Source organism: Amnibacterium sp. (assembly GCF_036559085.1).
Classification (GTDB): Bacteria; Actinomycetota; Actinomycetes; order Actinomycetales; family Microbacteriaceae; genus Amnibacterium.
In genome coordinates this window covers 138,557-165,553 of the sequence record NZ_DATBTU010000023.1, presented here as the reverse complement: position 1 = coordinate 165,553, position 26,997 = coordinate 138,557, and the positions used below count along the sequence as shown (strand labels likewise).

At 72.9% G+C, this 26,997-nt stretch carries 26 protein-coding genes; 18 read left to right on the top strand and 8 right to left on the bottom strand.

The window, feature by feature from the left end:
* From VIG76_RS04585 to VIG76_RS04550, 8 genes are all read left to right on the top strand, one after another.
* On the top strand, positions 1 to 264 hold the full coding sequence (locus VIG76_RS04585; RefSeq protein WP_331951497.1) for a F0F1 ATP synthase subunit epsilon: 264 nt from the start codon (positions 1 to 3) through the stop codon (positions 262 to 264).
* A gap of 28 nt (positions 265 to 292) precedes the next feature.
* Entirely contained in the window at positions 293 to 1,021 is a 729-nt protein-coding gene (locus VIG76_RS04580) for a YaaA family protein (protein ID WP_331951495.1), read from the top strand.
* Between the two features lie 47 nt (positions 1,022 to 1,068).
* On the top strand, positions 1,069 to 2,157 hold the full coding sequence (locus VIG76_RS04575) for a dipeptidase (protein ID WP_331951493.1): 1,089 nt from the start codon (positions 1,069 to 1,071) through the stop codon (positions 2,155 to 2,157).
* 75 nt (positions 2,158 to 2,232) lie between these two features.
* The gene (locus VIG76_RS04570; protein WP_331951491.1) at positions 2,233 to 3,828 is read left to right on the top strand and encodes an ABC transporter substrate-binding protein; all 1,596 of its coding nucleotides are present in this window, start codon (positions 2,233 to 2,235) and stop codon (positions 3,826 to 3,828) included.
* Positions 3,825 to 4,910 (top strand): ABC transporter permease, encoded by a 1,086-nt coding sequence (locus VIG76_RS04565; protein WP_331951489.1) that lies wholly within the window; start codon positions 3,825 to 3,827, stop codon positions 4,908 to 4,910. The genes VIG76_RS04570 and VIG76_RS04565 overlap by 4 nt, the downstream gene beginning before the upstream one ends.
* Positions 4,907 to 5,782: an ABC transporter permease gene (locus tag VIG76_RS04560; protein WP_331951487.1), complete on the top strand. Its 876-nt coding sequence runs from the start codon at positions 4,907 to 4,909 to the stop codon at positions 5,780 to 5,782. Before VIG76_RS04565 ends, VIG76_RS04560 begins: the two co-directional genes overlap by 4 nt.
* The gene (locus VIG76_RS04555) at positions 5,779 to 6,603 is read left to right on the top strand and encodes an ABC transporter ATP-binding protein (protein WP_331951485.1); all 825 of its coding nucleotides are present in this window, start codon (positions 5,779 to 5,781) and stop codon (positions 6,601 to 6,603) included. The genes VIG76_RS04560 and VIG76_RS04555 overlap by 4 nt, the downstream gene beginning before the upstream one ends.
* Positions 6,600 to 7,376 carry an ABC transporter ATP-binding protein gene (locus VIG76_RS04550; RefSeq protein WP_331951483.1) on the top strand — a complete coding sequence of 259 codons (777 nt, stop codon included), beginning with the start codon at positions 6,600 to 6,602 and terminating at the stop codon, positions 7,374 to 7,376. Before VIG76_RS04555 ends, VIG76_RS04550 begins: the two co-directional genes overlap by 4 nt.
* 138 nt (positions 7,377 to 7,514) lie before the next feature.
* Here VIG76_RS04550 and VIG76_RS04545 read toward each other — a convergent pair whose 3' ends face one another.
* From VIG76_RS04545 to VIG76_RS04525, 5 genes are all read right to left on the bottom strand, one after another.
* Positions 7,515 to 8,108, bottom strand: coding sequence for a DNA-3-methyladenine glycosylase I (locus tag VIG76_RS04545; RefSeq protein WP_331951556.1), 594 nt, complete (start codon positions 8,106 to 8,108; stop codon positions 7,515 to 7,517).
* 124 nt (positions 8,109 to 8,232) lie between these two features.
* Positions 8,233 to 8,784 (bottom strand): TspO/MBR family protein, encoded by a 552-nt coding sequence (locus tag VIG76_RS04540; RefSeq protein WP_331951554.1) that lies wholly within the window; start codon positions 8,782 to 8,784, stop codon positions 8,233 to 8,235.
* Positions 8,785 to 8,833: 49 nt separating this feature from the next.
* Positions 8,834 to 10,162, bottom strand: coding sequence for an NAD(P)/FAD-dependent oxidoreductase (locus tag VIG76_RS04535; protein WP_331951481.1), 1,329 nt, complete (start codon positions 10,160 to 10,162; stop codon positions 8,834 to 8,836).
* Positions 10,159 to 11,574, bottom strand: coding sequence for an aspartate aminotransferase family protein (locus VIG76_RS04530; protein WP_331951479.1), 1,416 nt, complete (start codon positions 11,572 to 11,574; stop codon positions 10,159 to 10,161). The genes VIG76_RS04535 and VIG76_RS04530 overlap by 4 nt, the downstream gene beginning before the upstream one ends.
* 29 nt (positions 11,575 to 11,603) lie before the next feature.
* Positions 11,604 to 12,083 carry an Lrp/AsnC family transcriptional regulator gene (locus VIG76_RS04525; protein WP_331951477.1) on the bottom strand — a complete coding sequence of 160 codons (480 nt, stop codon included), beginning with the start codon at positions 12,081 to 12,083 and terminating at the stop codon, positions 11,604 to 11,606.
* A 115-nt stretch (positions 12,084 to 12,198) separates the two neighbouring features.
* Between VIG76_RS04525 and VIG76_RS04520 the strand changes: the two genes are divergently transcribed.
* From VIG76_RS04520 to VIG76_RS04505, 4 genes are all read left to right on the top strand, one after another.
* The gene (locus VIG76_RS04520; protein ID WP_331951475.1) at positions 12,199 to 13,629 is read left to right on the top strand and encodes an aminobutyraldehyde dehydrogenase; all 1,431 of its coding nucleotides are present in this window, start codon (positions 12,199 to 12,201) and stop codon (positions 13,627 to 13,629) included.
* Positions 13,630 to 13,730: 101 nt separating this feature from the next.
* Complete coding sequence (locus tag VIG76_RS04515; protein ID WP_331951473.1) at positions 13,731 to 14,708, top strand: FHA domain-containing protein; 978 nt, start codon at positions 13,731 to 13,733, stop codon at positions 14,706 to 14,708.
* A 38-nt stretch (positions 14,709 to 14,746) separates the two neighbouring features.
* Entirely contained in the window at positions 14,747 to 15,535 is a 789-nt protein-coding gene (locus VIG76_RS04510) for a PP2C family protein-serine/threonine phosphatase (protein WP_331951471.1), read from the top strand.
* 109 nt (positions 15,536 to 15,644) lie between these two features.
* Entirely contained in the window at positions 15,645 to 18,119 is a 2,475-nt protein-coding gene (locus VIG76_RS04505; RefSeq protein WP_331951469.1) for an FtsK/SpoIIIE domain-containing protein, read from the top strand.
* Here the strand turns inward: VIG76_RS04505 and gabT are convergent.
* Positions 18,094 to 19,467 carry a 4-aminobutyrate--2-oxoglutarate transaminase gene (gabT, locus tag VIG76_RS04500; protein WP_331951467.1) on the bottom strand — a complete coding sequence of 458 codons (1,374 nt, stop codon included), beginning with the start codon at positions 19,465 to 19,467 and terminating at the stop codon, positions 18,094 to 18,096. The two genes, VIG76_RS04505 and gabT, sit on opposite strands and share 26 nt — an antisense overlap.
* Before the next feature lie 115 nt (positions 19,468 to 19,582).
* On the opposite strand from gabT, the gene VIG76_RS04495 reads away from it, so the two are divergent.
* The gene (locus VIG76_RS04495; protein ID WP_331951465.1) at positions 19,583 to 20,626 is read left to right on the top strand and encodes an FKBP-type peptidyl-prolyl cis-trans isomerase; all 1,044 of its coding nucleotides are present in this window, start codon (positions 19,583 to 19,585) and stop codon (positions 20,624 to 20,626) included.
* Positions 20,627 to 20,648: 22 nt separating this feature from the next.
* Here the strand turns inward: VIG76_RS04495 and VIG76_RS04490 are convergent, their stop codons facing one another.
* On the bottom strand, positions 20,649 to 21,104 hold the full coding sequence (locus VIG76_RS04490; protein ID WP_331951463.1) for a GNAT family N-acetyltransferase: 456 nt from the start codon (positions 21,102 to 21,104) through the stop codon (positions 20,649 to 20,651).
* A 36-nt stretch (positions 21,105 to 21,140) separates the two neighbouring features.
* On the opposite strand from VIG76_RS04490, the gene VIG76_RS04485 reads away from it, so the two are divergent.
* The 3 genes from VIG76_RS04485 to VIG76_RS04475 all read left to right on the top strand — a co-directional run bounded on the left by VIG76_RS04485 (position 21,141) and on the right by VIG76_RS04475 (position 24,083).
* A complete protein-coding gene (locus VIG76_RS04485) occupies positions 21,141 to 21,611 on the top strand; it encodes an OsmC family protein (protein WP_331951461.1) in 471 nt (156 codons plus the stop codon).
* The gene (gene dxr, locus VIG76_RS04480) at positions 21,608 to 22,702 is read left to right on the top strand and encodes a 1-deoxy-D-xylulose-5-phosphate reductoisomerase (protein ID WP_331951459.1); all 1,095 of its coding nucleotides are present in this window, start codon (positions 21,608 to 21,610) and stop codon (positions 22,700 to 22,702) included. Before VIG76_RS04485 ends, dxr begins: the two co-directional genes overlap by 4 nt.
* 61 nt (positions 22,703 to 22,763) lie before the next feature.
* Complete coding sequence (locus VIG76_RS04475) at positions 22,764 to 24,083, top strand: M50 family metallopeptidase (RefSeq protein WP_331951552.1); 1,320 nt, start codon at positions 22,764 to 22,766, stop codon at positions 24,081 to 24,083.
* A gap of 12 nt (positions 24,084 to 24,095) precedes the next feature.
* Here the strand turns inward: VIG76_RS04475 and VIG76_RS04470 are convergent, their stop codons facing one another.
* Positions 24,096 to 25,097 (bottom strand): DMT family transporter, encoded by a 1,002-nt coding sequence (locus tag VIG76_RS04470; RefSeq protein WP_331951457.1) that lies wholly within the window; start codon positions 25,095 to 25,097, stop codon positions 24,096 to 24,098.
* Positions 25,098 to 25,173: 76 nt separating this feature from the next.
* Here VIG76_RS04470 and VIG76_RS04465 point away from each other — a divergent pair, with 76 nt between their 5' ends.
* Together VIG76_RS04465 and ispG are read left to right on the top strand one after the other, a co-directional pair.
* Positions 25,174 to 25,728 carry a CGNR zinc finger domain-containing protein gene (locus VIG76_RS04465; protein ID WP_331951455.1) on the top strand — a complete coding sequence of 185 codons (555 nt, stop codon included), beginning with the start codon at positions 25,174 to 25,176 and terminating at the stop codon, positions 25,726 to 25,728.
* Positions 25,729 to 25,813: 85 nt separating this feature from the next.
* Complete coding sequence (gene ispG / locus VIG76_RS04460; RefSeq protein ID WP_331951550.1) at positions 25,814 to 26,944, top strand: flavodoxin-dependent (E)-4-hydroxy-3-methylbut-2-enyl-diphosphate synthase; 1,131 nt, start codon at positions 25,814 to 25,816, stop codon at positions 26,942 to 26,944.
* The last annotated feature ends 53 nt before the right edge of the window (positions 26,945 to 26,997 follow it).

Below are 26,997 nucleotides of genomic sequence, written 5' to 3'. Positions count from 1 at the left end.
ATGGCGGACCTCGAGGTCACCGTCGTCTCGGCGGACGAGCAGGTCTGGGCCGGACGTGCCCAGATGGTCGTCGCGCGCACCCAGGTGGGCGAGATCGGCCTGCTCGCGGGCCACACGCCCGTGCTCGGCATCCTCGCGGCCGGCGAGGTGCGCATCCACACCACCGACGGCGGCCGCGTCACGGCGAAGGCCGACGACGGGTTCATCTCGTTGCAGAACGACGTGGTGACCATCGCCGCACGCTCCGTGGAGCTGCTGCGGTGACCGGGTCCCCGTCTCCGGGGACACTGAAGTGAAGCTGCTGCTGCCGCCGTCCGAGTCGAAATCGGACGGCGGCAGCGGGCGTCTCGCCCTCGGTCGCCTCAGCCGGCCGGCGCTGAACCCCGGCCGCTCGGCGGTGCTCGACGCCGTGGTCGCGCTGTCGGCGGACCGGGCGGAGGCGGCCAGGGTGCTGCACCTCGGCCCGAAGCTCGCGGGGGAGATCGACCGGAACGCCCGTCTGCGGCGTGCGCCGGTGCTGCCCGCGGTCCTGCGCTACACCGGCGTCGTCTACGACGCCCTCGATGCGGGCTCCCTGCCGATGGTCGCGCGAGCGTGGCTCGACGAGCAGGTGCTGATCGCCTCGGCGCTGTTCGGGCTGCTGTCGCCGGCCGACCCCATCCCGGCGTACCGGCTGTCGGGCTCGACCGCGCTGCCAGGGCTCCCGCTCAAGCGGCACTGGGCGCAGCCGGTCGGCCGTGCCCTCGCCCGCGAGCGGGACTGGGTGCTCGACGCCCGGTCCGCCGCGTACGCCGCGCTCGGGCCGGCGCCGGCCGGCAGCGCCGTGCTGCACGTCGACGACGCCGCATGCGGACGAGCGCTGAACCACTTCAACAAGCACGCGAAGGGCGACCTCGCCCGCCGGCTGGCGCTGGCGGCGCCCGAGCTGCACTCCCGCGACGACCTGCTCGCCTGGGCGCCGACCGCCGGGCTGCGGATGGCGCCGCGCGGCGAGCACGACGTGGTGCTCATCGTCGAGTGACCGGCGGCGGGGACCGACGCGGAGCGATGCCCGGCTAGCCTCGGAGCGTGGCGAGGATCTCGGAGACGCGGGCGCTGGAAGCGGTGGAACGGGCTCTCGAGCTCGCACCCGTGATCGACGGCCACAACGACTGGCCGTGGGAGACCCGCATCACGCGGGGCGGCACCCTCGAAGGCCTCGAAGGGCCGCTGCCCGGCGACACCGATCTGCTCCGGCTGCGGCGCGGCCGGGTCGGCGGCCAGTTCTGGAGCGTCTTCGTCGAGGACGAGTCCAAGGGCGCGGACCACGTCGCCCAGACGCTCGAGCAGATCGACTGGGTGCACCGGATGGCGGAGGCCTACCCGGAGGACTTCCTGCTCGCCCGGTCCGCCGCCGACGTCGAGACCGCGAGGGCGACGGACCGGATCGCGTCGTTCCTCGGCGCCGAGGGCGGCCACAGCCTCGCGGACTCGCCCGCGGTGCTGCGGATGCTCGCGGCGCTCGGCGTCCGCTACCTCACGCTCACGCACAACCGGAACACGGCCTGGGCGGACTCGGCGACCGACGAGCCCCGCCACGGCGGCCTGACCGACCGCGGCCGCGCGATGGTGCGGGAGCTGAACCGCCTGGGCGTCCTCGTCGACCTGTCCCACGTGTCGCCCGCCACGATGCACGCGGCGCTCGACATCACCGACTCGCCCGTCATCTTCAGCCACAGCAGCTGCCGCGCCCTCACCGACCATCCGCGCAACGTGCCCGACGACGTGCTCGTCCGCCTCGCCGGCAACGGCGGCGTGATCATGATCGCGTTCGTCCCGCAGTTCGTGGACGACGACTACCGGCACTGGTTCGACGGCGACCGCCTCGACGCCCCGCCCGTCGTACCGATGGCCCGCGTCGCCGACCACATCGAGCACGCCCGCGAGACGGCCGGCGTGCGGCACATCGGGCTCGGGAGCGACTTCGACGGTTACGACGAGTTCCCGGAGGGGCTCTCCGGCGTCGACTGCTTCCCCGACCTGCTCGCCGAGCTCGCCCGGCGTGGCTGGAGCGCATCCGACCTCGCCGCCCTGACCGGCGGGAACGTGCTCCGGGTGCTGCGCGCCACCGACGTCCGGTTCGCGGGTACGCGCTCCCCGACGGAGCTGCCTCGCTGACGCGCCGTCACGAAACGCGGGCGAAACCGTCGTGCGCCTAGCCTGATGCTTCCTGCACCTAGCCATTGGAGACGCATGACCCGCGTACCCGTCCGTCCCGCAGCGCTCGGCGCTGCCGCCGTCGCCTCCGTGCTCGTGCTCGCCGGATGCTCCGCCGGCGGCAGCTCGTCGAGCAGCAGCGGCGGCGCCACCAAGACCCTCGTGGTCGACAACACCTTCGACCTGAAGACGTCCGACCCGGCGCGCGCGTTCGAGCTCACCGGCTCGATCGTCGACAAGGCCCTCTACGAGACGGCGCTCACGTTCAAGGGCTCCGACACGACGAAGCCCCTGCCGCAGCTCACCACCTTCTCCGAGTCCCCGGACAACAAGGTGCTGACCCTGACGCTGAACGGCAAGCACGTGTTCTCGTCGGGCGACCCGGTGACCATCGACGACATCGTCTGGTCGTACAAGCGGGTGCAGGCGATCGCCGGCAACCCGTCGTTCCTGCTCAGCGACCAGGCGACCGGCAAGCCGCTCGACATCGCGAAGACGAGCTCGACCACGATGACGATCACGGACCCGAACCCGAACCCGGCGCTCCCGTTCATCCTCCCGAACCCGTCGCTCGGCGTGCTCGACTCCAAGCTCGTGCAGAAGCACGGCGGGACGACCACGAAGGACGACGCCGCGGAGCAGTTCCTGAACGGCACCTCGGCCGGCTCGGGCCCCTACGAGCTCACGTCCTACAGCGCCACGACCAAGGTCGTGTTCGGGCCGAACCCGCACTACGTCGGTACCAAGCCGGTCTACGGCAAGGTCGTGCTGCAGAACGTCACCGGGCCGTCGCAGAAGATCGACGTGCAGGGCGGCCAGGCGCAGGTCGCGACCGGCCTGAACGCCCAGCAGGTGGCGGGCATCGGTTCCAGCCTGAAGGTGCACAAGAGCACCTCACCCGACGTCGGGTATCTCTGGCTGAACCAGAACCCGACCTACGGCAAGGGCGTCACGAACAATCCCGACTTCGTCACCGCCGTGCGCAAGGGCCTGAACTACCCGGACATCCTCGCGGTCGCCGGTGAGGGCTCGACCCAGCCGGGCGGCATGGTGCCGTCGCAGTTCCTGGGTGCGATCACGCCGGACGCGACCAACACCTACGACGCGGCGGCCGCCAAGGCCGCCCTCTCGAAGGCGGGCTACTCGGGTCAGACGCTCACGCTGTCCTACCCGACGGATGCGACCCTGTCCGGCGTCGAGTTCTCGACGCTCGCGCAGAAGGTCCAGTCGCAGCTGCAGGCGGCCGGCATCACGGTGAAGCTCGCCGGCACCCCGATCTCCACGCTGCTCGACGCGTACCGCGCCGGCAAGCTGCAGGCCGGGCTGATGTACTGGGGCCCGGACTTCCCGGATCCCTCGGACTACACCACCTTCAGCCCCGGTGAGGCCCTCGGCCTCCGTGCCGGGTGGGCCAAGACCATGTCGCCCGAGGTGACGAAGGCCAAGGAGGCGGCGACCGCCGCCACCGGTGACGCCCGCGCCGCCGCCTACGAGGCCTGGCAGAAGGCCGCGAACGCGAACGGTCCGTTCGTGCCGCTGCTGCAGCCGGCCCAGTACATCGTCACCGCGTCGTCGGTCAACGACGTGCAGCCGAACGCGGTCTGGACGGTGGACCTGGCCGCCATCACGTGACACTGATCGACGAACGAGCGGAGACGGCTGCCCGGGCTGAGCGCCCGGGCAGCCGCTTCGCGACCCCGCTGGTCCGCTACCTCGGGATCCGGCTGCTCATCTCGTTCCTGCTGCTCATCGGCGTGACGATCGTCACCTTCGTGCTGACGAACCTCGTCCCGGCGAGCCCCGTCACCGCGGCGCTGGGGGAGCGGGCGTCGTCGGATCCGAAGATCGTCGCGGCGTTCAAGGCCGCCCAGGGCCTCGACAAGCCGCTGGTGCAGCAGTACCTGATCTACCTCGGCCACCTGCTGCACGGGGACCTTGGCACGTCGATCCAGACGCACAACCCCGTCACGCAGGATCTGGCCGCCGCCTTCCCGGCGACGGTCGAGCTCGCCCTGTTCGTGATCGTGCTGTCGGTGATCATCGGGCTCGGGCTCGGCCTCATCTCCGCGCTCACGCAGAACCGGTTCTCCGACCAGGTGATCCGGGTCGTGTCCCTGCTGGGCATCTCCGTGCCCACGTTCTGGCTCGCAGTCGCGGCCTACTTCCTGTTCTTCTTCGTGCTGCACTGGGCCCCCGGGTCCGGCCGGCTCGATCCGGCGACCACGCCGCCGCCGACCGTCACCGGGATGTACACCGTGGATGCGCTGCTCGCCGGTCAGTTCCCGGTGTTCGTCGACGCGCTCTCGCACCTCGCGCTGCCCGGGCTCGTGCTCATCCTCTACACGGTGGGGCTGCTCGTGCGGTTCTCGCGCTCCGCCATCCTCGACGTGCTGAACCAGGACTACGTCCGCGCCGCCCGGGCGAAGGGCCTGCCCGCCGGCCAGGTCGTCTTCCGGTACGTGCTCCGCGGCGCCCTGCTGCCGATCCTCACGATCGTGGGCCTCGCCTTCGGCTCGCTGCTGTCCGGCACCGTGCTCACCGAGCAGGTCTTCGCCTGGGGCGGCATCGGCCAGTACGCCTTCCGTGCCGCCACCGCCCTTGACCTGCCCGCCGTGCTCGGCGTGGGCCTCATCGTCGGCTTCGTCTACATCGGGACGAACTTCGTGATCGACGTCGTGTACGGGTTCGTCGACCCGCGGGTGCGTGTCGGATGACCGCCGCCGTGCTCGCCCCGCCCCGCCGGCGGATCGCGCTGCCCGCAGCCTGGCGCCGCCCGCTCGCCGTCATCGGCGCCACCGTCATCGTCCTCTGGGTGCTGATCGCCGTCCTGGTGCCGGTGCTCCCCATCCAGGATCCGCTGAAGCAGTCCGCCGCCGTGCTCACCGCCCCGAGCGCCGCGCACTGGTTCGGCACCGACGAGCTCGGCCGCGACGTGTTCTCCCGGACGCTGTGGGGTTCGCAGGTGTCGCTGCCACTCGCGGTCGTGCTCGTCGTCGCGTCGCTGCTGATCGGCAGCGTGCTCGGCGCCGTCGCCGGCTACGTCGGCGGGGCCGTCGACGAGGTCATCATGCGCATCGCGGACCTCGTGTTCGCCTTCCCGACGATCATCCTCGCGATGGTCGTGGCGGCCGCCCTTGGGCCCAGCCTCACGAACGCGGTCGTCGCACTCATCTTCGTGAACTGGCCGAACTACGCCCGCGTGATGCGGGCGCTCGTGCTCGGCGCCCGCGGCCAGGAGTACGTGATCGCGGGCCGGCTGCTCGGCGCGGGACCGTTCACCTCCCTGCGCCGCGACGTGCTGCCCAACGTGGCAGCACCGATGGGCGTGCTCGGGACCCTCGACTTCGGCAACCAGATCCTGCTGCTGTCCGGGCTCTCGTTCCTCGGGCTCGGTGCCGTGCCGCCGACCCCGGAGTGGGGCTCGATGGTGGCCGACGGGGTGCAGCAGTTCTCGAGCTGGTGGCTCGCCACCTTCCCGGGGCTCGCGATCTTCTCGGTGGTCGTCGCCTTCAACTTCCTCGGCGACGCGCTGCGCGACGCCCTCGACCCCCGTACCGCGGGCGCCGTGCAGGGGACGACGGTATGAGTGGGCTGCGGATCTCGGACCTCCGGCTGACCATCGGCCGCTCGGAGGTGCTGCGCGGCATCGACCTCGAGGCGCCGGGCGGCGCGATCACCGGGCTCGCCGGTGAATCGGGGTCCGGCAAGACGATGACGGGCCTCGCCGTGATCGGGCTCCAGCCGGCCGGCTCCAAGGTGTCCGGCACCATCGCCTTCGACGACGAGCGGGACGGCGTGCCGAACCTGCTCGGCCTGTCGCCGCGGGCGATGAACCGCCTCCGCGGGCGTCGCATCGCGATGGTGTTCCAGGACCCGACCGCGAGCCTGCAGCCGATGCTGTCGATCGGCACGCAGCTGACCGACCACCTGCGGCACCATCTGCACCTCGACAGGAGGGCCGCCATGCAGCGCGCGGTCGAGCTGCTCGAGCGGGTGCGGGTGCCGGATCCGCAGGCCGCGGTGCGCCGCTACCCGCACCAGTTCTCCGGCGGCCAGCTGCAGCGCATCGCGATCGCGATCGCGATCGCCTGCGAGCCGGCCGTGCTCATCGCCGACGAGCCGACCACCGCGCTCGACGTCACGGTGCAGGCCGGGATCCTGCGGCTGCTGCGGGAGCTGACCGACGACCTCGGGCTCGCCGTGCTGCTCGTCACCCACGACCTCGGCGTCATGTCGGCGGTCGCGGACACGGTCGCGGTGATGCGGACGGGTGAGGTCGTCGAGCACGGGACCCGGTACCAGGTGATCCGGGAGCCGCAGACGGACTACGCGAAGGAGCTCATCGCCGCCCTGCCGAGCACGCCGCCCCCCGGCGCCGGCGTCGAGCAGGACGAGGTGCAGCCATGACCGCCCGACTCGAGATCGATCACGCGACGGTGAACTACCGACAGCCGGGACGCCGGGTGCTGACCGCCGTCGACGGCGTGAGCCTCACCCTCGGCACGGGGGAGGTGCTCGGGCTGGTGGGTGAGTCGGGTTGCGGCAAGTCGACCCTCGCCCGAGCGGTGTGCGGCCTGGAGCCGCTCGCCTCCGGCGCGATCCGCTTCGACGGCGAGCCCGTGAAGCGGCTCGGGCTGCGGCCGCGGGAGGTGCGGCAGCGGCGCATCCAGATGGTCTTCCAGAACCCGTACGCGTCGCTGAACCCCCGCCGCCGCGTGGGTGAGCAGATCGAGGACGCCCGGAGGATCGCCGGATCCGAAGCCCTGCCGATCGCGGCGCTGCTCGAGCAGGTGGGCCTCGAGCCGGCGGTCGCGTCGCGGTACCCGTACGAGTTCTCCGGTGGGCAGCGCCAGCGGATCGCGATCGCCAGGGCGATGGCGGCGGCGCCGGAGGTGCTGATCGGCGACGAGCCGATCGCGTCGCTCGACGCGAGCCTGCAGGAGCGCATCGCGACCCTCATGCGGGACGTCGCCCTGCAGCAGGGCGCGTCGCTGCTGTTCATCAGCCACGACCTGTCCGTGGTGCGGGTGATCGCCGACCGCATCGCGGTCATGCAGGCCGGCCGCATCGTCGAGGAGGGGCCGACCGACCAGGTGTGGTCGAACCCGCAGCACCCCTACACGCGGCGGCTGCTCGCCGCGATCCCGATCGCCGACGGGCTGGGCCGCCTCCCGGGCTGACCCGAGCGCCACGAGGCAGCGGCGAGAGCCCATGTCTGCTGTCCGCACGGACAACTGCTGCCGCTGAAACGCGAGCAGTTGTCCGTGCGGACAGCAGAACCGAGGTGGCGGTCGCGGGTCGGCCGGCGCGAAGGGGCCTCAGGAAGCGGCGTCGGCGCGGAAGCAGCCCTGCACGTGGTCGTCGACGAGGCCCGCGGACTGCATGAGGGCGTAGACCGTGACGGGGCCGACGAAGGTGAGGCCCGCGGCCTTCAGGGCCTTCGCGAGCGCGGCCGACTCGGGCGTCGAGGACGGCACGTCGTCCATCCCGGTCGGCCGATCGGGTGGCGAGCGCGGCTCGGGCGCATGCGACCAGACCAGGCGATCGAGCGCCCCCTCTCCGTCCCGCTCGCGGAGCGCGGCGACGGCGCGGGCGTTCGACACGACCGCCTGGATCTTCATCCGGTTGCGCACGATGCCCGCGTCCGCGAGGAGCCGCGCGAGGTCGTCGTCGTCGAACGCGGCCACCCGCTCGGGCTCGAACCCGGCGAACGCCTCGCGGAAGGCGGGCCGCTTGCGCAGCACCACGATCCATGACAGGCCGGACTGGAAGCCCTCGAGCGACAGCTTCTCGAAGAGCGGCACGTCGCCGTGCAGGGGGACGCCCCACTCCTCGTCGTGGTAGCGCGCGTACTCGCCGGGCGCGGCCCACGGGCAGCGGGCGACGCCGTCGGCGCCGGTCGTGACGGTCATCGGATAGCGGAGGGGGTTCTGGAGCACCACGGCCGGGACGGTACGGCGGTGCCCGCCCCCGAGCGGGACTCGAGGGCGGGAAGCGCCGTCCGGGCGGCGCTCAAGACGCCTGTGGAGGAGCGGATCACGCGAGGGCGACCAGGGCGGCGTCGCCCCAGTTCAACGTGCTCGCGTAGAGGATCCAGAGCAGGTAGGGCACCAGCAGGAGCGCGGCGACCCGGGAGACGGGCCAGAACGCCGCGATGGTCGCGGCGACGAGGAGGTCGAGGGTGAGGATCACGAGGAGCGCGATCCAGAGCGCCGCGGGCCCGACCAGCGCGTAGCCGCCGAAGAAGAGCGGCGTCCAGAGGCTGTTCAGCACGAGCTGCGCCACGAAGAGCGGGAGGGCGATCCGCGCCACGCGGTTCTCGTTGCGCCGCCAGACGAGCCAGCCCGCGACCGCGATCAGCGTGTACAGCACGGCCCACACCGGGCCGAAGGCGGCGTTCGGCGGGGTCCACATGACGTGCGGGGAGTGCGCGTACCAGCCGTCGACGGCCGTGATCGTCGTCACGGCGCCGAACGCCGCCACCGCGTACGCGATCGCGAGGAACAGGATCAGGACGCCGATGCTCCTCGCGTCGACCCGGCGGGGGTGCGGTGGCGAGTCCCTGCGGGCGGTCGTCGTGTAGGACAGCGTCGGCTCCTTCGATCCGCCCCAGCCTACGAGCCGAGCCTCCCCACGCCTATCGGAGCCCGAGGCGTGTGACGGCGGCGGCGATCCGCGACGGTGCGCCGGTGAGGCGTTCCTCGGCGTCCGCGAGCCCGCTGGCGGCGACCACGGCGTTCACACCGAGCACGCGCAGCGGCTCCGGCTCCCACCGCGGCGGCACGTGCCCGACCCACGGCAGCGTGGTGAGCTCGGTGTCCCGCCCGGTGACGAGGTCCGCGATCGTGCGGCCGGCGAGGTTCGTGGCGGCGACGCCGTCGCCGACGTATCCTCCGGCCCAGACGACGCCACCGCGCAGCGGCACGACCGCCGGATGCCAGTCCCGCGGTACACCGATCGGGCCGCCCCAGCGGTGCGTGATCCGCGCTCCTGCGGCGGCGGGGAACAGCTCGGCGAGCGTGTGCTCGAGGTGCGCGAACACCCGCGGCGAGACGTCCCACGCCGGCCGCACCGTGCTGCCGGCGTGGTAGCGGGCGCCGCGGCCGCCGAACGCGAGCCGGTCGTCGGCGGTGCGCTGCCCGTAGACGAGCAGGTGACGGAAGTCGGTGACGGTCTCGCCGTGCTCGAGGCCGATGTCGGCCCAGGTGGACTCCGGCAGCGGCTCGGTCGCGATCATGAGGGAGTAGAGCGGCAGCACGCGGCGCCGGAACCCGGGGAGTCGGGCGGCCCAGGCCTCCGCCGCGACGACCACCCGGTCGGCCCGGACGACGCCGAGGTCGGTGAGCACCTCGTGCGGATGCACGGCGAGCGCCGTCGTGCCCTCGTGGATCCGCACGCCCCGGTCCTCCGCGGCGATCGCGAGGCCGCCGACGAGCCTGCCGGGGGAGATGCGGGCGCACTGCGGATCGAACAGCGTCGTGCCGAGCGGCTCCCGGTCCCGCCACTCGGGAGCGGGCAGGCCGAGCGCCGCGGCGTCCTCGATCTCGGCCTCGGCGCCCTGGCGGGCGACCGCCGATCGCACGAGCGAGTGGGTGCCGCCCTTCACGTAGTCGAAGTCGATGCCGAGCGCGGCGCCGGCACGGCCCACCTCGTCCACCGTGTCGTGCAGCGCCGTGCGCATCCGGATCGCGGCGTCCCGCCCGTGCCGCCGGGCGAGCTCCGCGCCGGAGACGGGGAAGAGGGCGGAGCACCAGCCGCCGTTGCGGCCGGACGCCCCGAAGCCCGCGAACGCCTGCTCGACCACGACCACGGTGGCGTCCGGCTCGCGCGCGAAAACGCCGAGGGCGGTCCAGAGCCCGGTGAACCCGGCTCCGACGATGCAGACGTCGGCGCGGGTGTCACCGGGCAGCGGCGGGCGGTCCCTCCGCTCGATCGTCTCGAGCCAGAGCGCACGCCCGTCGATCACAGGTGCGCCCACGCCTCCGTGAGCACGCCGCGCAGGATGCCCTCGATCTCGTCGAACTCGCGCTGGCCGATGGTGAGCGGCGGGGCGAGCTGGATGACGGGGTCGCCGCGGTCGTCGGCCCGGCAGTACAGCCCGGCGTCGAACAGGGCGGTGGAGAGGAAGCCGCGCAGCAGCCGCTCGGACTCGGCGTCGTCGAAGGTCTCCTTCGTGGCCTTGTCCTTCACGAGCTCGATCCCGAAGAAGTACCCGTCGCCGCGCACGTCCCCGACGATCGGCAGGTCGGTCAGCCGCTCGAGCGCGGCCCGGAACCTCGGGGAGTTCTCCCGCACGTGCGCGTTCAGGCCCTCCTCCTCGAAGATGTCGAGGTTCTCGAGGGCGACCGCGGCCGAGACCGGGTGGCCGCCGAACGTGTAGCCGTGCGGGAACGAGGCCGTGCCGCTCGAGAACGGCTCGTAGATCCGGTCGGAGACGATCGTGGCGCCGATGGGGGAGTAGCCGCTCGTCATCGCCTTCGCGCAGGTGATCATGTCGGGCAGGTAGCCGTACGTGTCGCAGGCGAAGGTGTTGCCGATCCGGCCGAACGCGCAGATGACCTCGTCGGAGACGAGGAGCACGTCGTACTTGTCGCAGATCTGCCGCACGCGGTGGAAGTAGCCGGGAGGGGGCGGGAAGCAGCCGCCCGAGTTCTGCACGGGCTCGAGGAAGACGGCCGCGACCGTCTCCGGGCCCTCGAAGAGGATCTGCTCCTCGATCCGGTCGGCGGCCCAGCGGCCGAACGCCTCCGGATCCGTCGGCGCGTTCATCTCCTCCGCGCGGTAGATGTTCGTGTTCGGCACGCGGAAGCCGCCCGGCGTGAGCGGCTCGAACATCTGCTTCATGGCGGGGATGCCGGTGAGGGCGAGCGCGCCCTGCGGCGTGCCGTGGTAGGCGATCGCTCGGGAGATGACCTTGTGCTTGGTCGGCTTGCCGGTGAGCTTGAAGTAGTGCTTCGCGAGCTTGAACGCGGTCTCGACCGCCTCACCGCCGCCCGTGGAGAAGAACACCCGGTTCAGGTCGCCGGGGGCCTCGTCGGCGAGGCGTTCGGCGAGCCGGATGGCGGACGGGTGGGCGTAGGACCAGATCGGGAAGAAGGCCAGCTGGTTCGCCTGCTTGGCCGCCGCCTCCGCGAGCCGCTTGCGGCCGTGGCCGGCGTTCACGACGAAGAGGCCCGAGAGGCCGTCGATGTACCGCTTGCCGCGGTCGTCGAAGATGTGGTGGCCCTCGCCGCGCACGATGATCGGCACGCCGTGCCGCTCCAGCACGCTCTGCCGGGAGAAGTGCAGCCACAGGTGCTCCGCCGCGGACTCGCGGAGCGCCGCCCCCTCGTCGTCGAGCGGTGCGCTCCCCGGGACCAGCTGGTCGGTGACGGTCATGATGTCTCCCCTTCGAGAGGGATCCGCGCCTAGCGCGTCCCCCAGTTGTAGAACTGCTTGCGGAGCTTCAGGTAGACGAACGTGTCGGTGGACACGACGCCCGGGAGGGTGCGGATCTCGGCGTTCAGCAGCTCGATGAGGTCGTCGTCGTTCTCGCAGACGACCTCCACGAGCAGGTCGAACGTGCCGGCGGTGAGCACCACGTAGTCGATCGCGGGCAGCGCCGCGAGCCGGTCGGCGATCTCGCGGACGTCGCCGGAGACGCGGATGCCGATCATCGCCTGGCGGTAGAAGCCGAGCTGCATCGGATCCGTGACGGCGACGATCTGCATGACACCGGTCTCGGTGAGGCGCTGCACGCGCTGCCGCACCGCGGCCTCGGAGAGGCCGACGTGCTTGCCGATGTCGGCGTAGGAGCGGCGGCCGTCCTGCTGCAGCTGCTCGACGATCGCCTTGGACACGTCGTCGAGCGCGACGGGACCCGTCCTGTCTCGACCGCGAGATGCCACGAGCGGGAGTCTGCCAGGTGGGGATGCGCGTTCTCAACCGATTCCGTCGAATCCGCTGCCCGAGTGCTGCGGAATCAGTCGTCCGACGGCGCACCGCCTGGCGTACGGTGTGGCCATGGCGCTCCCCACCCTCGACAACTTCATCGCCGGTGAGCACGTTCCCGCGGACGTGCCGACCCTCGATCTCGTCTCACCCGTCGACGAGTCGGTCTACGGCACGGAGGTCGACTCCGGCCCCGAGCAGGTCGACGCGGCGTTCCGTGCGGCGAGGGACGCGTTCGCGGTCTGGAGGGAGACGACGCCGTCCGAGCGCCAGCTCGCCCTCTTCCGCATCGCGGATGCGATTCAGGCGCGCGCGGACGAGTTCGCGGCGCTGGAGTCGAAGGACACCGGCAAGCCGCTGCGCAGCCTGGTCCAGGACGAGATCCTCGTGTCCGTCGACCAGATCCGCTTCTTCGCCGGCGCGGCCCGGGTGCTCGAGGGCCGGTCGGCGGGGGAGTACCTGAAGGACCACACGTCGATGATCCGCCGCGAGCCGATCGGCGTGATCGGCCAGGTGACGCCCTGGAACTACCCGCTCAACATGGCCACGTGGAAGTTCGCGCCGGCGATCGCCGCGGGCAACACGATCGTGCTGAAGCCGTCCGAGACCACGCCGTCGTCGACCCTGCTGCTGGCCGAGGTGGCCGCCGAGTTCCTCCCCGCCGGCGTGCTGAACGTCATCACCGGCGGCCGCGACACGGGCGCGCGGATGATCGAGCACCCGATCCCGGCGATGGTCTCGATCACCGGATCGGTGCGCGCCGGGATGGCGGTCGCCAAGGCCGCGGCGAGCGACCTGAAGCGGGTGCACCTCGAGCTCGGCGGCAAGGCGCCCGTCATCGTCTACGACGACGCCGACATCGAGCTCGCGGTGGCGGGCATCGTGACCGCCGGCTACTTCAACGCCGGGCAGGACTGCACGGCCGCCACCCGCCTGCTCGTGCAGGAGGGCATCCACGACGAGTTCGTCGCGGCGCTCGCCGAGTACGCCCGCGCGAACGCGACGACGGGCGCACCCGACGAGGACGTGCTGTTCGGTCCGCTGAACAACGCCGATCAGTTCGCCAGGGTCGGCGGATTCCTCGACGGGCTGCCCGATCACGCGAAGGTCGAGCTCGGCGGCCGCCGGCACGGCGACCAGGGGTACTTCTACGACGCCACGATCGTCTCGAACCTGCGGCAGACCGACGAGGCCGTGCAGAACGAGATCTTCGGGCCGGTGCAGACCGTGCAGCGCTTCTCGACCGAGGAGCAGGCGCTCGCGTGGGCGAACGACGTGCAGTACGGCCTGTCCTCATCCGTCTGGACGCGCGACCACGGCAAGGCGATGCGGGCGGCGAAGCGCCTCGACTTCGGCTGCGTATGGATCAACACGCACATCCCGATCGTCGCGGAGATGCCGCACGGCGGCTTCAAGCACTCGGGCTACGGCAAGGATCTCTCGATGTACGGCTTCGAGGATTACACTCGCGTCAAGCACGTGATGTCGTTCATCGGCGCCTGACTCACCGGCCCTCGGCTTCGGCGCCGAGCATCACGACCTGCCACGCACGATCTGTGGAACGCCGCGAACGCGGCCTCTGAAACCGGGGGGCTCCTTCTCACATGGCGAGCGCCTACTACCCACCGGAACCGCTCGCACCCGGTGAGGAGTGGCGGCTCCTCGCGACCGATCGCTTCGTCGGCGCGTTCGCCCCAAGCACTGGGATGCACACCATGGCCACGCTGTGGCGCATCGCCGCCGAGCCGTCGCTCGGGCTCGACGCCCTCGTCGGCGCGATCCCGACCAGGGGCGCGGATGCCGTCGAGTCGTTCGCGATCGCCGGGATCGGACGCGCCACGGTGTTCGTCGTCCGCGGCGAGGCGTGCTCCGACGTCTCGGTCGCCGGGCGGATGCGCCGAGTCGACGCGCGGGGTGCCCAGCCCTGGTACGTCGCCGAGCTGAACGAGGTGGACCGCTTCGCGCTCGGGCCGCTGCAGCGCTCGCCCGGAGACCTCCGGCCGACGGAGACGGACCTGCCGCTCGACGGGGGCGTGGTCTTCGGTCCGTGGCTCGGCTGGGCCAGGGACATCGTCGCCTCCAAGCCCGTGCCACCGGCCCGGCCCGTCACCGCGCCGTCCCCGCTGTCGGAGCTGTCGCCGTACGACACGAACGTGCTCGGCGACCTCGGCCGACGCGCCGCCTCCCTCACCCGGCACCGCACGGAGCCGCCCGCGACCGCGCCGACGCCCGAGACGGCGGGCGCCGCCGCGTTCCGGCTCGGCGACCGCGCGCCGGAGCGGGTCGATGCGCCGGTGTACGTCGGCCGGCAGCCGCGCAGCCCCCGGGTCACCGGGCCGATGCTGCCGCGCCTCGTGCGGGTCGAGAGCCCGAGCCGGGAGGTGTCCGCGACCCACATCGAGCTCCGGCCGACGCCGCAGGGGCTCGTCCTCACGGACCTGCAGTCGACGAACGGTACGGTCGTCCGGCAGCCCGGATCCGGGGTACGTCGCCTCGAGTCGGGTGAGTCCCTCCCGGTCGCACCCGGTACGCTCATCGACATCGGTGACGGCAACGTCATCGAGATCCTCGCGTACCGCTGAGCCAGAGCCCGGTCGGGCCGGAACCCGGAAGGTCGTCGTTGACCCACATCGGCCAGAGCAGCCCGGGCAGCCGGCTTCCGCTCCCGCATCGCGGCGGCGCGATCACGCTCGCCTGGGGTGCAGCCACGGACGTCGGCCACCGGCGCCAGGTCAACGAGGACAGCTTCGTCGCGGAGCCGCCGATCTTCGCCGTCGCCGACGGGATGGGCGGCCATGCCGCCGGTGACCTCGCGAGCGAGGCGGTCGTGAACCGGCTCGGCGGCGTGATCGCCGACGGCTTCGTGACCCCCGCCGCGATCGGCCTCGCGCTGGCGCAGGCGTCGCACGACATCGCGCAGCTCGACGGCACCGCGCTCGTCGGGGCGGGCACGACGGTGACCGGCATGGCGCTGACCATGTCCGGCGACGACCCCTACTTCGCCGTCTTCAACGTCGGCGACTCGCGCGTCTACCGGTACCTCGAGGGCGAGTTCGAGCAGGTCACCGTCGACCACTCGGTCGTGCAGGAGCTGGTCGACGCCGGCGCGATCACGCGCCGGCAGGCGGACAACCACCCCGACAGCAACGTGATCACCCGCGCGATCGGCTTCAACGAGCCGCCCATGCCGGACTACTGGATGCTGCCGGTCGAGCCCGGCCTGCGGCTGCTCGCCTGCTCCGACGGGCTCAGCAAGGAGCTCGACGACGAGCGCATCGAGTCGCTGCTCGCCGCCGGTGCGCCGGCCGCCGACACCGCGACCGCGCTCGTGCAGGCCGCGCTCGAGTCGGGCGGCCGCGACAACGTCACCGTCGTGCTCGTCGACGTGCTCGCGGTCGAGACGAACTAGCCCGGATCCGCCCGGCGTCCCCTCCTCCACAGGAGGCGCGACGGTCGGTCGCGTGGCTGCGCTGCCGGCAGGGCTGCCGGCCCGCCCCGCCGTTCGGCATCCTTCAGCGGTGCCAGCAGCCCTGACGCTTCCCGTACGGCCGGAGCCGCCCGAGCCGCCGCCGTTCCCGCTCGTCGGCGCGCTCGCCCCGCTCGCCGTCGCCGCGGTGCTGTTCGCGGTGGTCCGCGAGCCGAGCGTGCTGCTGCTCGCGGTGCTCACCCCGGTCGTGGCCGTGGCCGGCGTGCTCGACGGCCGGCGCCAGGTGCGCCGCCGCGCCCGGCGCGCCGCCGCCCGGCACGCCGAGGCACTCGAGGCGGTGGCGCGCGCGGCGGACGCCCGTCGCCTCGCGCTCGAGGGCGCCGAGCGCCGTGCTGCACCCGGCCCCCAGGCGTTCGACGGGCTGCGCCGACCGGGGGAGGGGCTCGTGATCGGCACCGAGGACCGCGCGATCCAGCCCCTCGTCGGCGGCGCACCGGCCGACGAGCGGGAACGCGCGCTCGTCGCGGCATCGGCGGTGCTGCGCCGGGTGCCGTTCGTGGTCCCGCCCGGCACCACCCTCGCGGTCTCGGGGCCGCCGGTGATCACCGGCGCCTTCCTGCGTGCCGTCCGGGTGGCAGCGGAGGCGGCCGCGGCCGCCGATCCCGTGCGGCGCGGTCCCGCTGCCGAGTTGGAGGTGCGTCTCGACGCCCCGACCGCCGCGGTCGTGCTCCGCGGTCCTGCCGGGCTGCGGGGGAGACGGTTCCGCCCGGCGCTCGTCACCGCGGCATCCGCAGCGACGGCGCTGCCGCGGGCGGAGGATGTCCCGTCGATCGCCGCCCTCACGGGGGACCCGGCCCCGGACGTCGGCCTCGCCGCCCGGTTCGCGCTCGAGCACGGCGAGCCGGTCGAGGTCGACCTCGTCGCCGACGGACCCCACGCGATCGTCGCCGGCACCACGGGCAGCGGCAAGAGCGCGCTGCTGACCGCGTGGGTCCTCGCGCTCGCGGCCGCGCATCCGCCCGAGCGGCTCGTGCTGCTGCTCGTCGACCACAAGGGCGGGGCGGCGTTCGATCCCGTCGCCCACCTGCCGCACGTGGCCGGCATCGTCACGGACCTCGACGCCGCGGGCACCGACCGTGCCGTGCAGTCGCTCGCCGCGGAGCTGCGGCGGCGCGAGCAGGTGCTGCGCGACGCTGCGGTGGCGGACATCGCCGGCACCGGCGAGCCGCGCCTCGTCGTCGTGGTCGACGAGTTCCGGGCGCTGCTCGAGGCCCGGCCGTCGCTCGCCGCGGTCTTCACCGACGTCGCGGCGCGCGGTCGCTCGCTCGGCGTGCACCTCGTGCTCTGCACCCAGCGGCCGGCGGGCAGCATCCGCGACGAGCTCGCCACGAACTGCGGGCTGCGCATCGCGCTGCGCGTCCTCGACGCGGCCGACAGCGTCGCCGTGGTCGGCACGGCGGCCGCCGCGACCCTGCCGAGGGGGCCCGGCGCCGCGGTGCTCGCCGTCGCCGGCGAGCTCCCCCGGCCGATCACGGTCGCCCGGGTCGACCCGGAGGCGCTCGCCGTCGCCCTGAGCAGGGCGCGGCCGGGACGCGCCCCACGCCGGCCGTGGCTCGACCCGCTCCCGGAGCGGCTGGATCTCGAGGGGCTCGCGGCGGTGCCCGGCAGCCTGGTGCTCGGCCTCGTCGACGCGCCGGACGAGCAAGCGCAGCCGGCGCTCGCCTGGCGGCCGAGCGCCGGGCTGCTCGTGGCCGGGCGCCCCGGCTCCGGCCGGACCACGGCGCTCGTGCTCGTGGCCGGGTTGCTCGGCGCCGCAGACCCGGCGGGCGATGCGGCCGCGGCCTGGGACGCCGTGCACGACGACGACGTGCCGGTGGTGCTCGACGACCTCGAGGCGCTGCTCGACGGCCTCGGTGCCGCGGCGGCCGCCGCGCTGCTCGAGCGCCTCGCGCAGCGCCTCCGGCGTCACGGATCCGCGCCGGTGGCCCTGGGCGTCCGCGGCCCGTCGGGCTGGGGCGGCCTGCCCCTCCGTCCGGTGATCGGGCTCTGCAGCGACCGGCTGCTGCTCGCGCTCGAGACCGACGACCACCTCGCGATCGGCGGTGATCGGACCACCGCCGGCCTCGCGACGACACCGGGCGCGGCCGTCTGGCGCGGGCGCCTCGGCCGGCTCGCGCTGCCGCCCTGGCCGCGCACGCCCGCCGCCTCGCCCGCAGCGGCACCGTTCCTCCCCGGCGGGGCGCCGGTCGCGCTCGTGTCGTCGCGTCCGGCGGCCCGGCTGGCGCAGCTGCGGGACGCGGGCGTCGCGGCGGCGGGCGTCGACGGTCAGGGTGATGTACTCGTCGGCTCGCCTGCTGAGTGGCAGGCCCGGTGGGTCCTCTTCGGGCGGCTCGCGGCTGAGGCACCCGTGCTCGTCGACGCGGTGCTGCCCGGCGAGCTGCGTGCGCTGACCGGATCCGCGACGGTCCTGCCGCCCGTCACGGGGCCGGATGACGTCGTGGCCATCCGGGCCGGCGCGGCGCCGGCCCGGATGCGCCTCGTCAGCTCCGGCGGGTGGCCTCGATGAGCCCCTCGCGGAGCACGGACACCGCGTCGTGGAGCTGCTCGTCGGTGATCGCGAGGCTCGGCAGGAAGCGGAGCACGTTGCCGTACGTGCCGGCCGTGAGCAGCAGCACGCCGTGCTGGCCCGCGTAGGACGAGATCGTCTGCACGGCCGCCGAGTTCGGCGTCTTCGTCGTCGCGCCGGTGCCGGGGGCGACGAGCTCGATCGCCAGCATCGCGCCCTTGCCGCGCACGTCGCCGATGATGTCGAACTCGCTCTGCAGCTCCTCGAGGGCCGGACGGAGGGTCCCCTCGATGCGCCGCGCCTCGGCGAGCAGGTCCTGCTCCTCGATCTGCTCGATCACGGCGACCGCGGCCGCCGCGGCGACCGGGTTGCCGCCGAAGGTGCCGCCGAGGCCGCCGGGCTGGGCGGCGTCCATGATCTCCGCACGGCCGGTGACGCCCGCAAGCGGCAGGCCGCCCGCAACGCCCTTCGCGAAGAACACGAGATCGGGCTCGAAGCCGAAGTGCTCGCTCGCGAACCAGGTGCCGGTGCGGGCCATGCCGCTCTGGATCTCATCCGCCGCGATGACGACGTCGTGCTCGTTCGCCCACGTCTGCAGCGCCGGCAGGAACCCTTCGGCGGGCGTCTGGAAGCCGCCCTCGCCCTGGATCGGCTCGACGACGAGGATCGCGAGGTCCTCGGCGCCGATGTGCTTCTCGATGTAGGCGATGGTGCGCGCGGCCGCTTCGGCACCCGTCAGGCCGTCGCGGTACGGGTAGGAGGAGGGCACGTGGTAGACGTCGCCGGCGAACGGGCCGAAGCCGGTGCCGTACGGCATCGCCTTGAAGTTCATCGCCATCGTGAGGTTCGTGCGGCCGTGGTACGCGTGCTCGAGCACCGCCACCGCGCGCCGCCGCGTCGCCTTGCGGGCGATCTTCACGCCGTTCTCGACGGCCTCTGCGCCGGAGTTCACGAGCACGGTCTTCTTCGGGAACGAGCCCGGCGTGCGCTCGGCGACGAGCTCCGCGACGCGCACGTACGACTCGTACGGCGTGATGGTGAAGAGGGTGTGCAGGAAGTCGCCGAGCTGGGCACGGGCGGCCTCGACGACGGCGTCGTTGGTGTGGCCGATGGTGGTCACACCGATGCCGGCGCCGAGGTCGAGGAAGCGGTTGCCGTCGACGTCCTCGACGACGGCGCCGTGGGCGCGGCGGATGTAGACGGGGAGCATCGAGTTGACGCCGACCGGCACGGCCGCGAGTCGCCGCTTGTGCAGCTCCTGCGACTTCGGGCCGGGGATCGCGGTGACGATCCGGCGGGCGGTCAGCTCGTCGGTCGTGCTGGTGTCGGGGACGAGCGTGTCGGTCATGCCTCCAGTGTACGAAGCGCGCCCCGACCCGGCTGCTCGTCGCCGCCGCCCAAGGATTCCGGAAGAAACAGGGTGCACGGCACGAGGGCTGCGTGCCGTGCCTCAGGATGGACGGATGCCTTCGACGACCTCCACCCACCTGCGCCGCTTCGCCCCCGCCGCCGTGGCCGCCGCGCTGGCCCTCGCGCTCGCCGGCTGCAGCGGCACGTCGTCCGGCGGATCGAGTGCCTCGTCGTCGGCGGGGTCCCCTTCGTCGTCCGCGTCGACCGCCGCCCCCGCGACGAACCCCACCGCCTGCGCGACCGAGGGCAGCGCGTCCAAGGCCGTGCAGGTGAGCGGCAAGGCGGGTGCCGCGCCGACGGTGAAGTTCCCGCGGCCGACGTCGGCGACCACCACCCAGCGCTCGATCGTGAAAGCCGGGTCCGGCGACACTGTCAAGGCGGGCAGCAGCGTGAAGATCGCCTACACGCTCTACGAGGGCGCCACCGGCAAGCAGCTCGACCAGAGCGGCTACACCGCGGCGAAGAAGCCCGTGATCCTCACCGCTGACACCAGCCAGTACCTGCCGGGCCTCGTCCAGGCGATCGTCTGCGGCAAGGTCGGCGAGCGGTTCGCCGCCGTCATCCCGCCGTCGGCGGCGTTCGGGACGAAGGGATCCCCGCAGCTCGGCGTCGGCGCCGACCACTCGCTCGTGCTCGTCGGCGACATCCTGTCCCTCACGCCGACGAAGGCGACCGGCGCCGTGAAGCCGCTGCCGTCCGGCTTCCCGAAGGTGACGCTCGCCGGGAACGGGCAGCCGACGGTGACGGTGCCGAAGACCGCAGCGCCCACCACCCTGAAGATCGCCGACCGTGAGGTCGGCACCGGCGACACCGTCAAGAGCGGCGACACCGTGACCGTCCAGTACCAGGGTGTCCTCTGGCGCAACAACACGGTCTTCGACCAGTCCTGGACGAAGGCCGGCCCCGCCAGCTTCGCGACGACCGCGGTGGTCAAGGGCTTCGGCGACGCGCTCGTCGGCCAGAAGGTCGGCTCGCAGGTGGTCGCGATCATCCCGCCGGCCGACGGCTACGGGAAGACGGGCACGAAGGACGGCTCGATCAAGGGCACCGACACCCTCGTCTTCGTCATCGACATCCTCGCCACGACCCACGCCTGACCCGGGTCGGCGCCGCGGGCGGTCAGGCGGGGCGGCGCATGCGGCGCTCGCGGGGGTCGTCGGGCGAGACGCCCTCGTCGACGAAGCCGCACCGCTCGTAGAGGCGGATCGCGTGCGGGTTCGCCGCGCGGACCGACAGCAGCACGTCCTCGCCGTCTGCGAACGCGACGACCTCGGCCAGCGCCGCCTCGCCGACGCCCAGGCCGCGGAACTCCGGATGCACCCAGAGCGAGACGACCTCGACCGGCCCGTCGGGGCGGTACGCGGCCACCATGCCGGCGGTGCGCCCGTCGACGTCGAGCAGCACGGACAGCGGCGACGAGGCGAGGCGTGCCCGCCACCGCGCCTCGAGATCGTTCGGTCCGGTCCACTCGGCGAGCGTGGAGCCGAAGGCGTCCGGATCGGCCGCGAGCGCGGCGAGCCGCATCGCCCGCCACTCACGCCAGTCGTCCTCGCCGATCCGCCGGGTCCCGATCACGGACCCATCCTCGCGCGGCGCCCGTAGGCTCGGCCCATGCCGCACGGATACGAGCTCTCGGTCGAGTGGACCGGGAACCGCGGCACCGGGACCTCCGCCTACCGCGCCTACGGCCGCAGCGTCGTGGTGCGCTCGGAGGGCAAGCCCGACCTGCCCGGGAGCGCCGACCGGCCCTTCTTCGGCGACGCCGACCGCTGGAACCCGGAGGAGCTCCTCGTCGCGGCGCTGAGCCAGTGCCACCTCCTCTCCTACCTGCACGTCGCGGTCCGCAACGGCGTGGTCGTCACCGGCTACACGGACACCGCGACCGGCGCCCTCGAGGTGGATCCGGACGGCGGCGGCCGGATGACCGAGGTCGACCTCCACCCGGTCGTGACGCTCGCGGACGAGTCGCAGCGGGCGCTCGCCGACTCGCTGCACGCCGAGGCGAACCGGCTCTGCTTCATCGCCAACTCGGTGGCCTTCCCCGTGCGCCACCACCCGGGCGCGCCGGAGGGCGCCCGATGAGCCGCCGGCGGGTCCTGCTGCTCGGCTCGACCGGGTCGATCGGCACCCAGACCCTCGACGTGATCGGGCACCACCCCGACCGGTTCGAGGTCGCCGGCCTGACCGCCGGCACGGATGCGGCCGGGCTCGCCGCGCAGGCCGAGCGGTTCGGCGTCGCCGCCACCGCCCTCGGCGCCGACGCAGCCGAGGCCCTCGTCCGCCAGGTGCCCGCTGACGTCGTCGTGAACGGGATCACCGGCGCCGCCGGCCTCGGCCCGACGCTCGCGGCGCTCGAGACCGGCACCACGCTGGCGCTCGCGAACAAGGAGTCCCTCATCATCGGGGGCCCGCTCGTCATGCGAGCGGCCCGGCCCGGGCAGATCGTGCCCGTCGACAGCGAGCACTCGGCGATCGCCCAGTGCCTCGCCTCCGGCACCCACGCCGAGGTCCGCCGGCTCGTGCTCACCGCGTCCGGCGGCCCGTTCCGCGGCATGTCCGCCGAGCGACTGGCGGAGGTCACCCCGCAGCAGGCCTTACGGCACCCGACCTGGGACATGGGCCTGATGGTCACCACGAACAGCGCGACCCTCGTGAACAAGGGCCTCGAGGTGATCGAGGCGCACCTGCTCTTCGACGTGCCGCTCGACGCGATCGACGTGGTCGTGCATCCGCAGTCGATCGTGCACTCCATGGTCGAGTTCACCGATGGCGCCACCATCGCGCAGGCCTCGCCGCCGGACATGCGGCTGCCCATCTCGCTCGGGCTCGACTGGCCGCACCGCGTGCCCGGCGTCGGCGTACCCATCGACTTCTCCCGGGCGCAGGACTGGACGTTCGAGCCGCTCGACGAGGACGCGTTCCCCGCCGTGCGGATCGCGAAGCAGGTCGCGGCGGCCGGCGGCACGGCGCCCGCGCTCTTCAACGCGGCCAACGAGGAGGCGGTGCTCGCGTTCCACGCGGGGCGGATCCGCTTCCCGGACATCATCGGCACGATCCGCGCGGTGCTCGATGCCGTGCCGGGCGAGACCGGCGACCTCGACCGGGCGGCTGTGCTCGAGGCCGATCGGGCCGCTCGAGCCGCGGCTCATCGGGTCCTCTCGAAGAACTCCTAGCCGCAGCAGCCAGGTCGCGCCCGACGGGGGAGCCGGGCGCACGTACCCTGTCGGCGTGACCGTGCTCCTCTACCTCGTCGGCATCCTCGTGATCGCCGTCGGCGTCGCGCTGTCCATCGGGCTGCACGAGGTCGGCCACCTGGTGCCGGCGAAGCTCTTCGGCGTGCGCGTGACGCAGTACATGATCGGTTTCGGCCGCACCGTCTTCGCCCGCCGTCGCGGGGAGACCGAGTACGGCTTCAAGCTCGTGCCGCTCGGCGGCTACATCTCGATGGTCGGCATGTTCCCACCCGCGAAGACCGGCGGGCGCGCCCGCACCGCGTCGACCGGCTTCTTCAGCTCCCTGGTGCAGGACGCCCGGGACTCGAGCCAGGAGCAGATCCACCCGGGCGAGGAGCACCGCGCCTTCTACCGGCTCGCGGTCTGGAAGCGCGTCGTCATCATGCTCGGCGGACCGACCATGAACCTGCTGCTCGGGATCCTGTTCACCGGGATCGCGCTGATGGGCTTCGGCGTCTACCAGCCGACCACGACCGTCGCGTCGATCTCGAAGTGCATCGTGCCCGCCACCCAGACGACCACGGTGTGCCGGTCGACGGATCAGGCGGCGCCCGCCGCGAACTCCGGCCTGAAGCCGGGCGACCGCATCCTCGCCGTGAACGGCGCCCCGGTGCAGAGCTGGACCGACGTCACCGGCGTCATCCGGAAGTCCGCCGGCAAGCCCATCACCCTGACGGTCACCGGCACGGACGGCCGCCGCACGATCGCCGTCACCCCTGCCGTGAACACGGTCGCGGTGACGGATGCGAACGGCGTGCCGGTGAAGAACGGCGCCGGAGCGGTCGAGACGCAGACGGTCGGCTTCATCGGGATCAGCCCGACCGAGCAGCTGACGCAGCAGCCCGCGTCCGCGGTGCTACCCGCGGTGTGGAACAACTCGGTCGCGGTCGGCAACGTGATCGTCCACCTGCCGCAGCGCCTCGTCGGCGTCGCCCAGGCCGCGTTCGGCAGCGGCCCGCGGGACCCGAACGGCCCGATCAGCGTGGTCGGGGTCGGCCGCGTGGCCGGCGAGATCACGAGCTCGACGGCGGTGCCGCTCTCCTCGAAGGTCGCGAGCCTCGTCGGCATCCTCGGCAGCCTGAACATCGCGCTGTTCGTGTTCAACCTGATCCCGCTGCTGCCGCTCGACGGTGGCCACATCATCGGCGCCCTCTGGGAGGGCATCCGCCGCAGCGCCGCGAAGGTGCTGGGGAAGCGCGACCCCGGCCCGGTCGACACCGCGAAGCTGATGCCGCTGACGTTCGCCGTCGCGATCCTGCTCGGCGGGATGAGCGTGCTGCTGATCTACGCGGACATCGTCCGCCCCGTCACGCTCTTCTAGACGCCGCGGGCGTCAGGCCTCAGGGTGGACCGGACGGCGCGGGCGGCGTGCGACGCGGCGGACGGCCGGGGCGCGCTCAGCGACGTGGCTGCCGGCTGGCAGCTCGTCCAGGAGCGGCCGGTGCGGGGCCGGCACGGAGACGACGAGCACGACGCCGGCGATCAGCACGAGGCCGCCGAGCGCCTGCAGCGGCCCCGGGATCTGGCCGAGCACGAGCGCGGCGGCGACGGTCGCGAACAGCACCTCGGTGAGCGCCAGGAACGACGCCGGGCGCGGCCCGATGTGCGCGGCGGCCGCGACCTCGATGGAGTACGCGAGCGCGGTCGCGATCAGCACCACGACCGCGAGCGGCACCAACGCGGAGACCGGCGAGCCGAACATGTCGACGGTCCACGATCCGATCCGCACCGGCACGAGGCCGACGAACCCGAGCACGCCGGAGACGACGGTCGCGACCGCGAAGCCGAGCCCGGTGAGCGCGAGCGGGGGGATCGGCAGGGTCGCGGACAGCTGGAAGTAGACCGCGCACACCACCGCGGCGACGAACGCCGCACCCACACCGACCGGGTCGAGCGCGGTGCCGTGGCCGGTGTCGAGCACGAGCAGCAGCCCGCCCATCGCGAGCAGGGCACCGGCGATCACACGCAGGGGCGGCCACTGCCGCACCCAGAGCCCGGTGGCGATGATGAGCAGCACCGGTGCGAGGTACTCGATCATCAGCGCGGTGCTCACCGGGATGCGCGAGACGGCGAGGAAGTACGACGTCTGGGTGCCGGCGATGCCGACGCCGCCGAGCACGAGCACGCCGATCCAGTGCTGCCGGACCAGCGACCACCTGCCGCGCAGAGCACGGATCGTCGGCACGGCGAGGATCAGCACGCCGACGCCGGTGCGCACGATGCTCCCGGCGCCCGGGCTCCAGCCCGCGTCGAGCACCGGTTTCACGAACGTGCCGGACATCCCGAAGGCGAGGGCCGAGAGCACGGCCACGAGCATCCACCGCGTGCGTCCCATACCCACCTCGTTCCGTGTCACGACCGTTCGGCGCTACGCTCCTGACACTAGTCCTCGCGCTGTAAGGGGTGAAATCGTGTTCGGTGATGACACGGAGTCCGTCCTGCAGGCCGCCGCGGCGCTCGTGAACACGGAGCCCGGGGCGTCGCACTCGGGTGAGGACGAGCTCGCACGGATCGAGGACGTGGCCGCCTTCTACGCCGGCTGGTCGTACAGCGGCGCCCTGGCCCGGAGCGTGCGGGAGCTCGCCGCGGTGCGGAGCCTGCGGGCCGAGCTGCGCCGCTTCTTCGCCGAGTCGCGCGACGAGGCGGCCGAGCACGTGAACCGGGTGCTGGCGTCCGCTGCGGCCCAGCCGCGCCTCGTCAAGCACGACGACTACGACTGGCACCTGCACGCCGTGCCGAACGACGCGCCCTTCGACCAGCGGATCCTCGTGGAGACCGCGATGGCGGTCTCCGACCTCGTCCGCGCCGACGAGCTCGGCCGGCTCAAGGAGTGCGCCGCCGACGACTGCACCGCCGTGCTCGTCGACCTCTCCCGGAACCGGTCGAAGCGGTTCTGCGACGTGGGCAACTGCGGCAACCGCATGAACGTCACGGCCTACCGCGCACGGCGGGCCCTCGGCTCCTGAGGCGCGCCTGGGCGTTCACCGATCCCGCGTACCCTCGAGGGGCGAGAAGGAAGGACGGTCCGCCGTGCCCGCTGTGAACCTGGGGATGCCGAAGACGCCGGAGGTGCTGGCCCCGCGTCGGAAGTCGCGCCAGATCCGCGTCGGCAAGGTGCTCGTGGGCGGTGACGCCCCGGTGAGCGTGCAGTCGATGTGCACGACCCCGACGACGGACATCAACGCGACCCTCCAGCAGATCGCCGAGCTGACCGCATCCGGCTGCGACATCGTGCGCGTCGCGGTGCCGTCGAGGGACGACGCCGAGGCGCTGCCGATCATCGCGAAGAAGAGCCAGATCCCGGTCATCGCCGACATCCACTTCCAGCCGAACTACGTGTTCGCCGCGATCGACGCCGGCTGCGCGGCGGTGCGCGTGAACCCGGGCAACATCCGCAAGTTCGACGACCAGGTGAAGCAGATCGCCGAGCGCGCGAAGGCCGCGGGCGTCTCCATCCGGATCGGCGTCAACGCCGGCAGCCTCGATCCGCGCCTGCTCGAGAAGTACGGCAAGGCGACCCCCGAGGCGCTGGTGGAGAGCGCCGTGTGGGAGGCGAGCCTGTTCGAGGAGCACGACTTCCACGACTTCAAGATCTCGGTGAAGCACAACGACCCGGTCGTGATGGTGAAGGCCTACCGCCTCCTCGCCGAGCGCGGCGACTGGCCCCTGCACCTCGGCGTGACCGAGGCCGGCCCCGCGTTCCAGGGCACGATCAAGAGCGCGACGGCGTTCGGCATCCTGCTCGGTGAGGGCATCGGCGACACCATCCGCGTCTCGCTCTCCGCCCCGCCCGTCGAGGAGGTCAAGGTCGGCCTGCAGATCCTGCAGTCGCTGAACCTCCGCGAGCGCAAGCTCGAGATCGTCTCCTGCCCGTCCTGCGGCCGCGCCCAGGTGGACGTCTACTCGCTCGCCGACAGCGTCACCGAGGGGCTCCAGGGCATGAGCGTGCCGCTGCGGGTCGCCGTGATGGGCTGCGTCGTGAACGGCCCTGGCGAGGCCCGCGAGGCCGATCTCGGCGTCGCGTCCGGCAACGGCAAGGGCCAGATCTTCGTCAAGGGCAAGGTCATCAAGACGGTGCCGGAGGCCGAGATCGTGAAGACGCTGATCGAGGAGGCGAACCGCCTCGCGGACGAGATGGGCCCGGACGCCCCGGTCGGCACCGCCCAGGTCGTCACCGCCTGAGCCGCCGGCTGAGCGCGTCTCTGCGCCGTCGGCGGCCCCCGGATTGGGGGGCC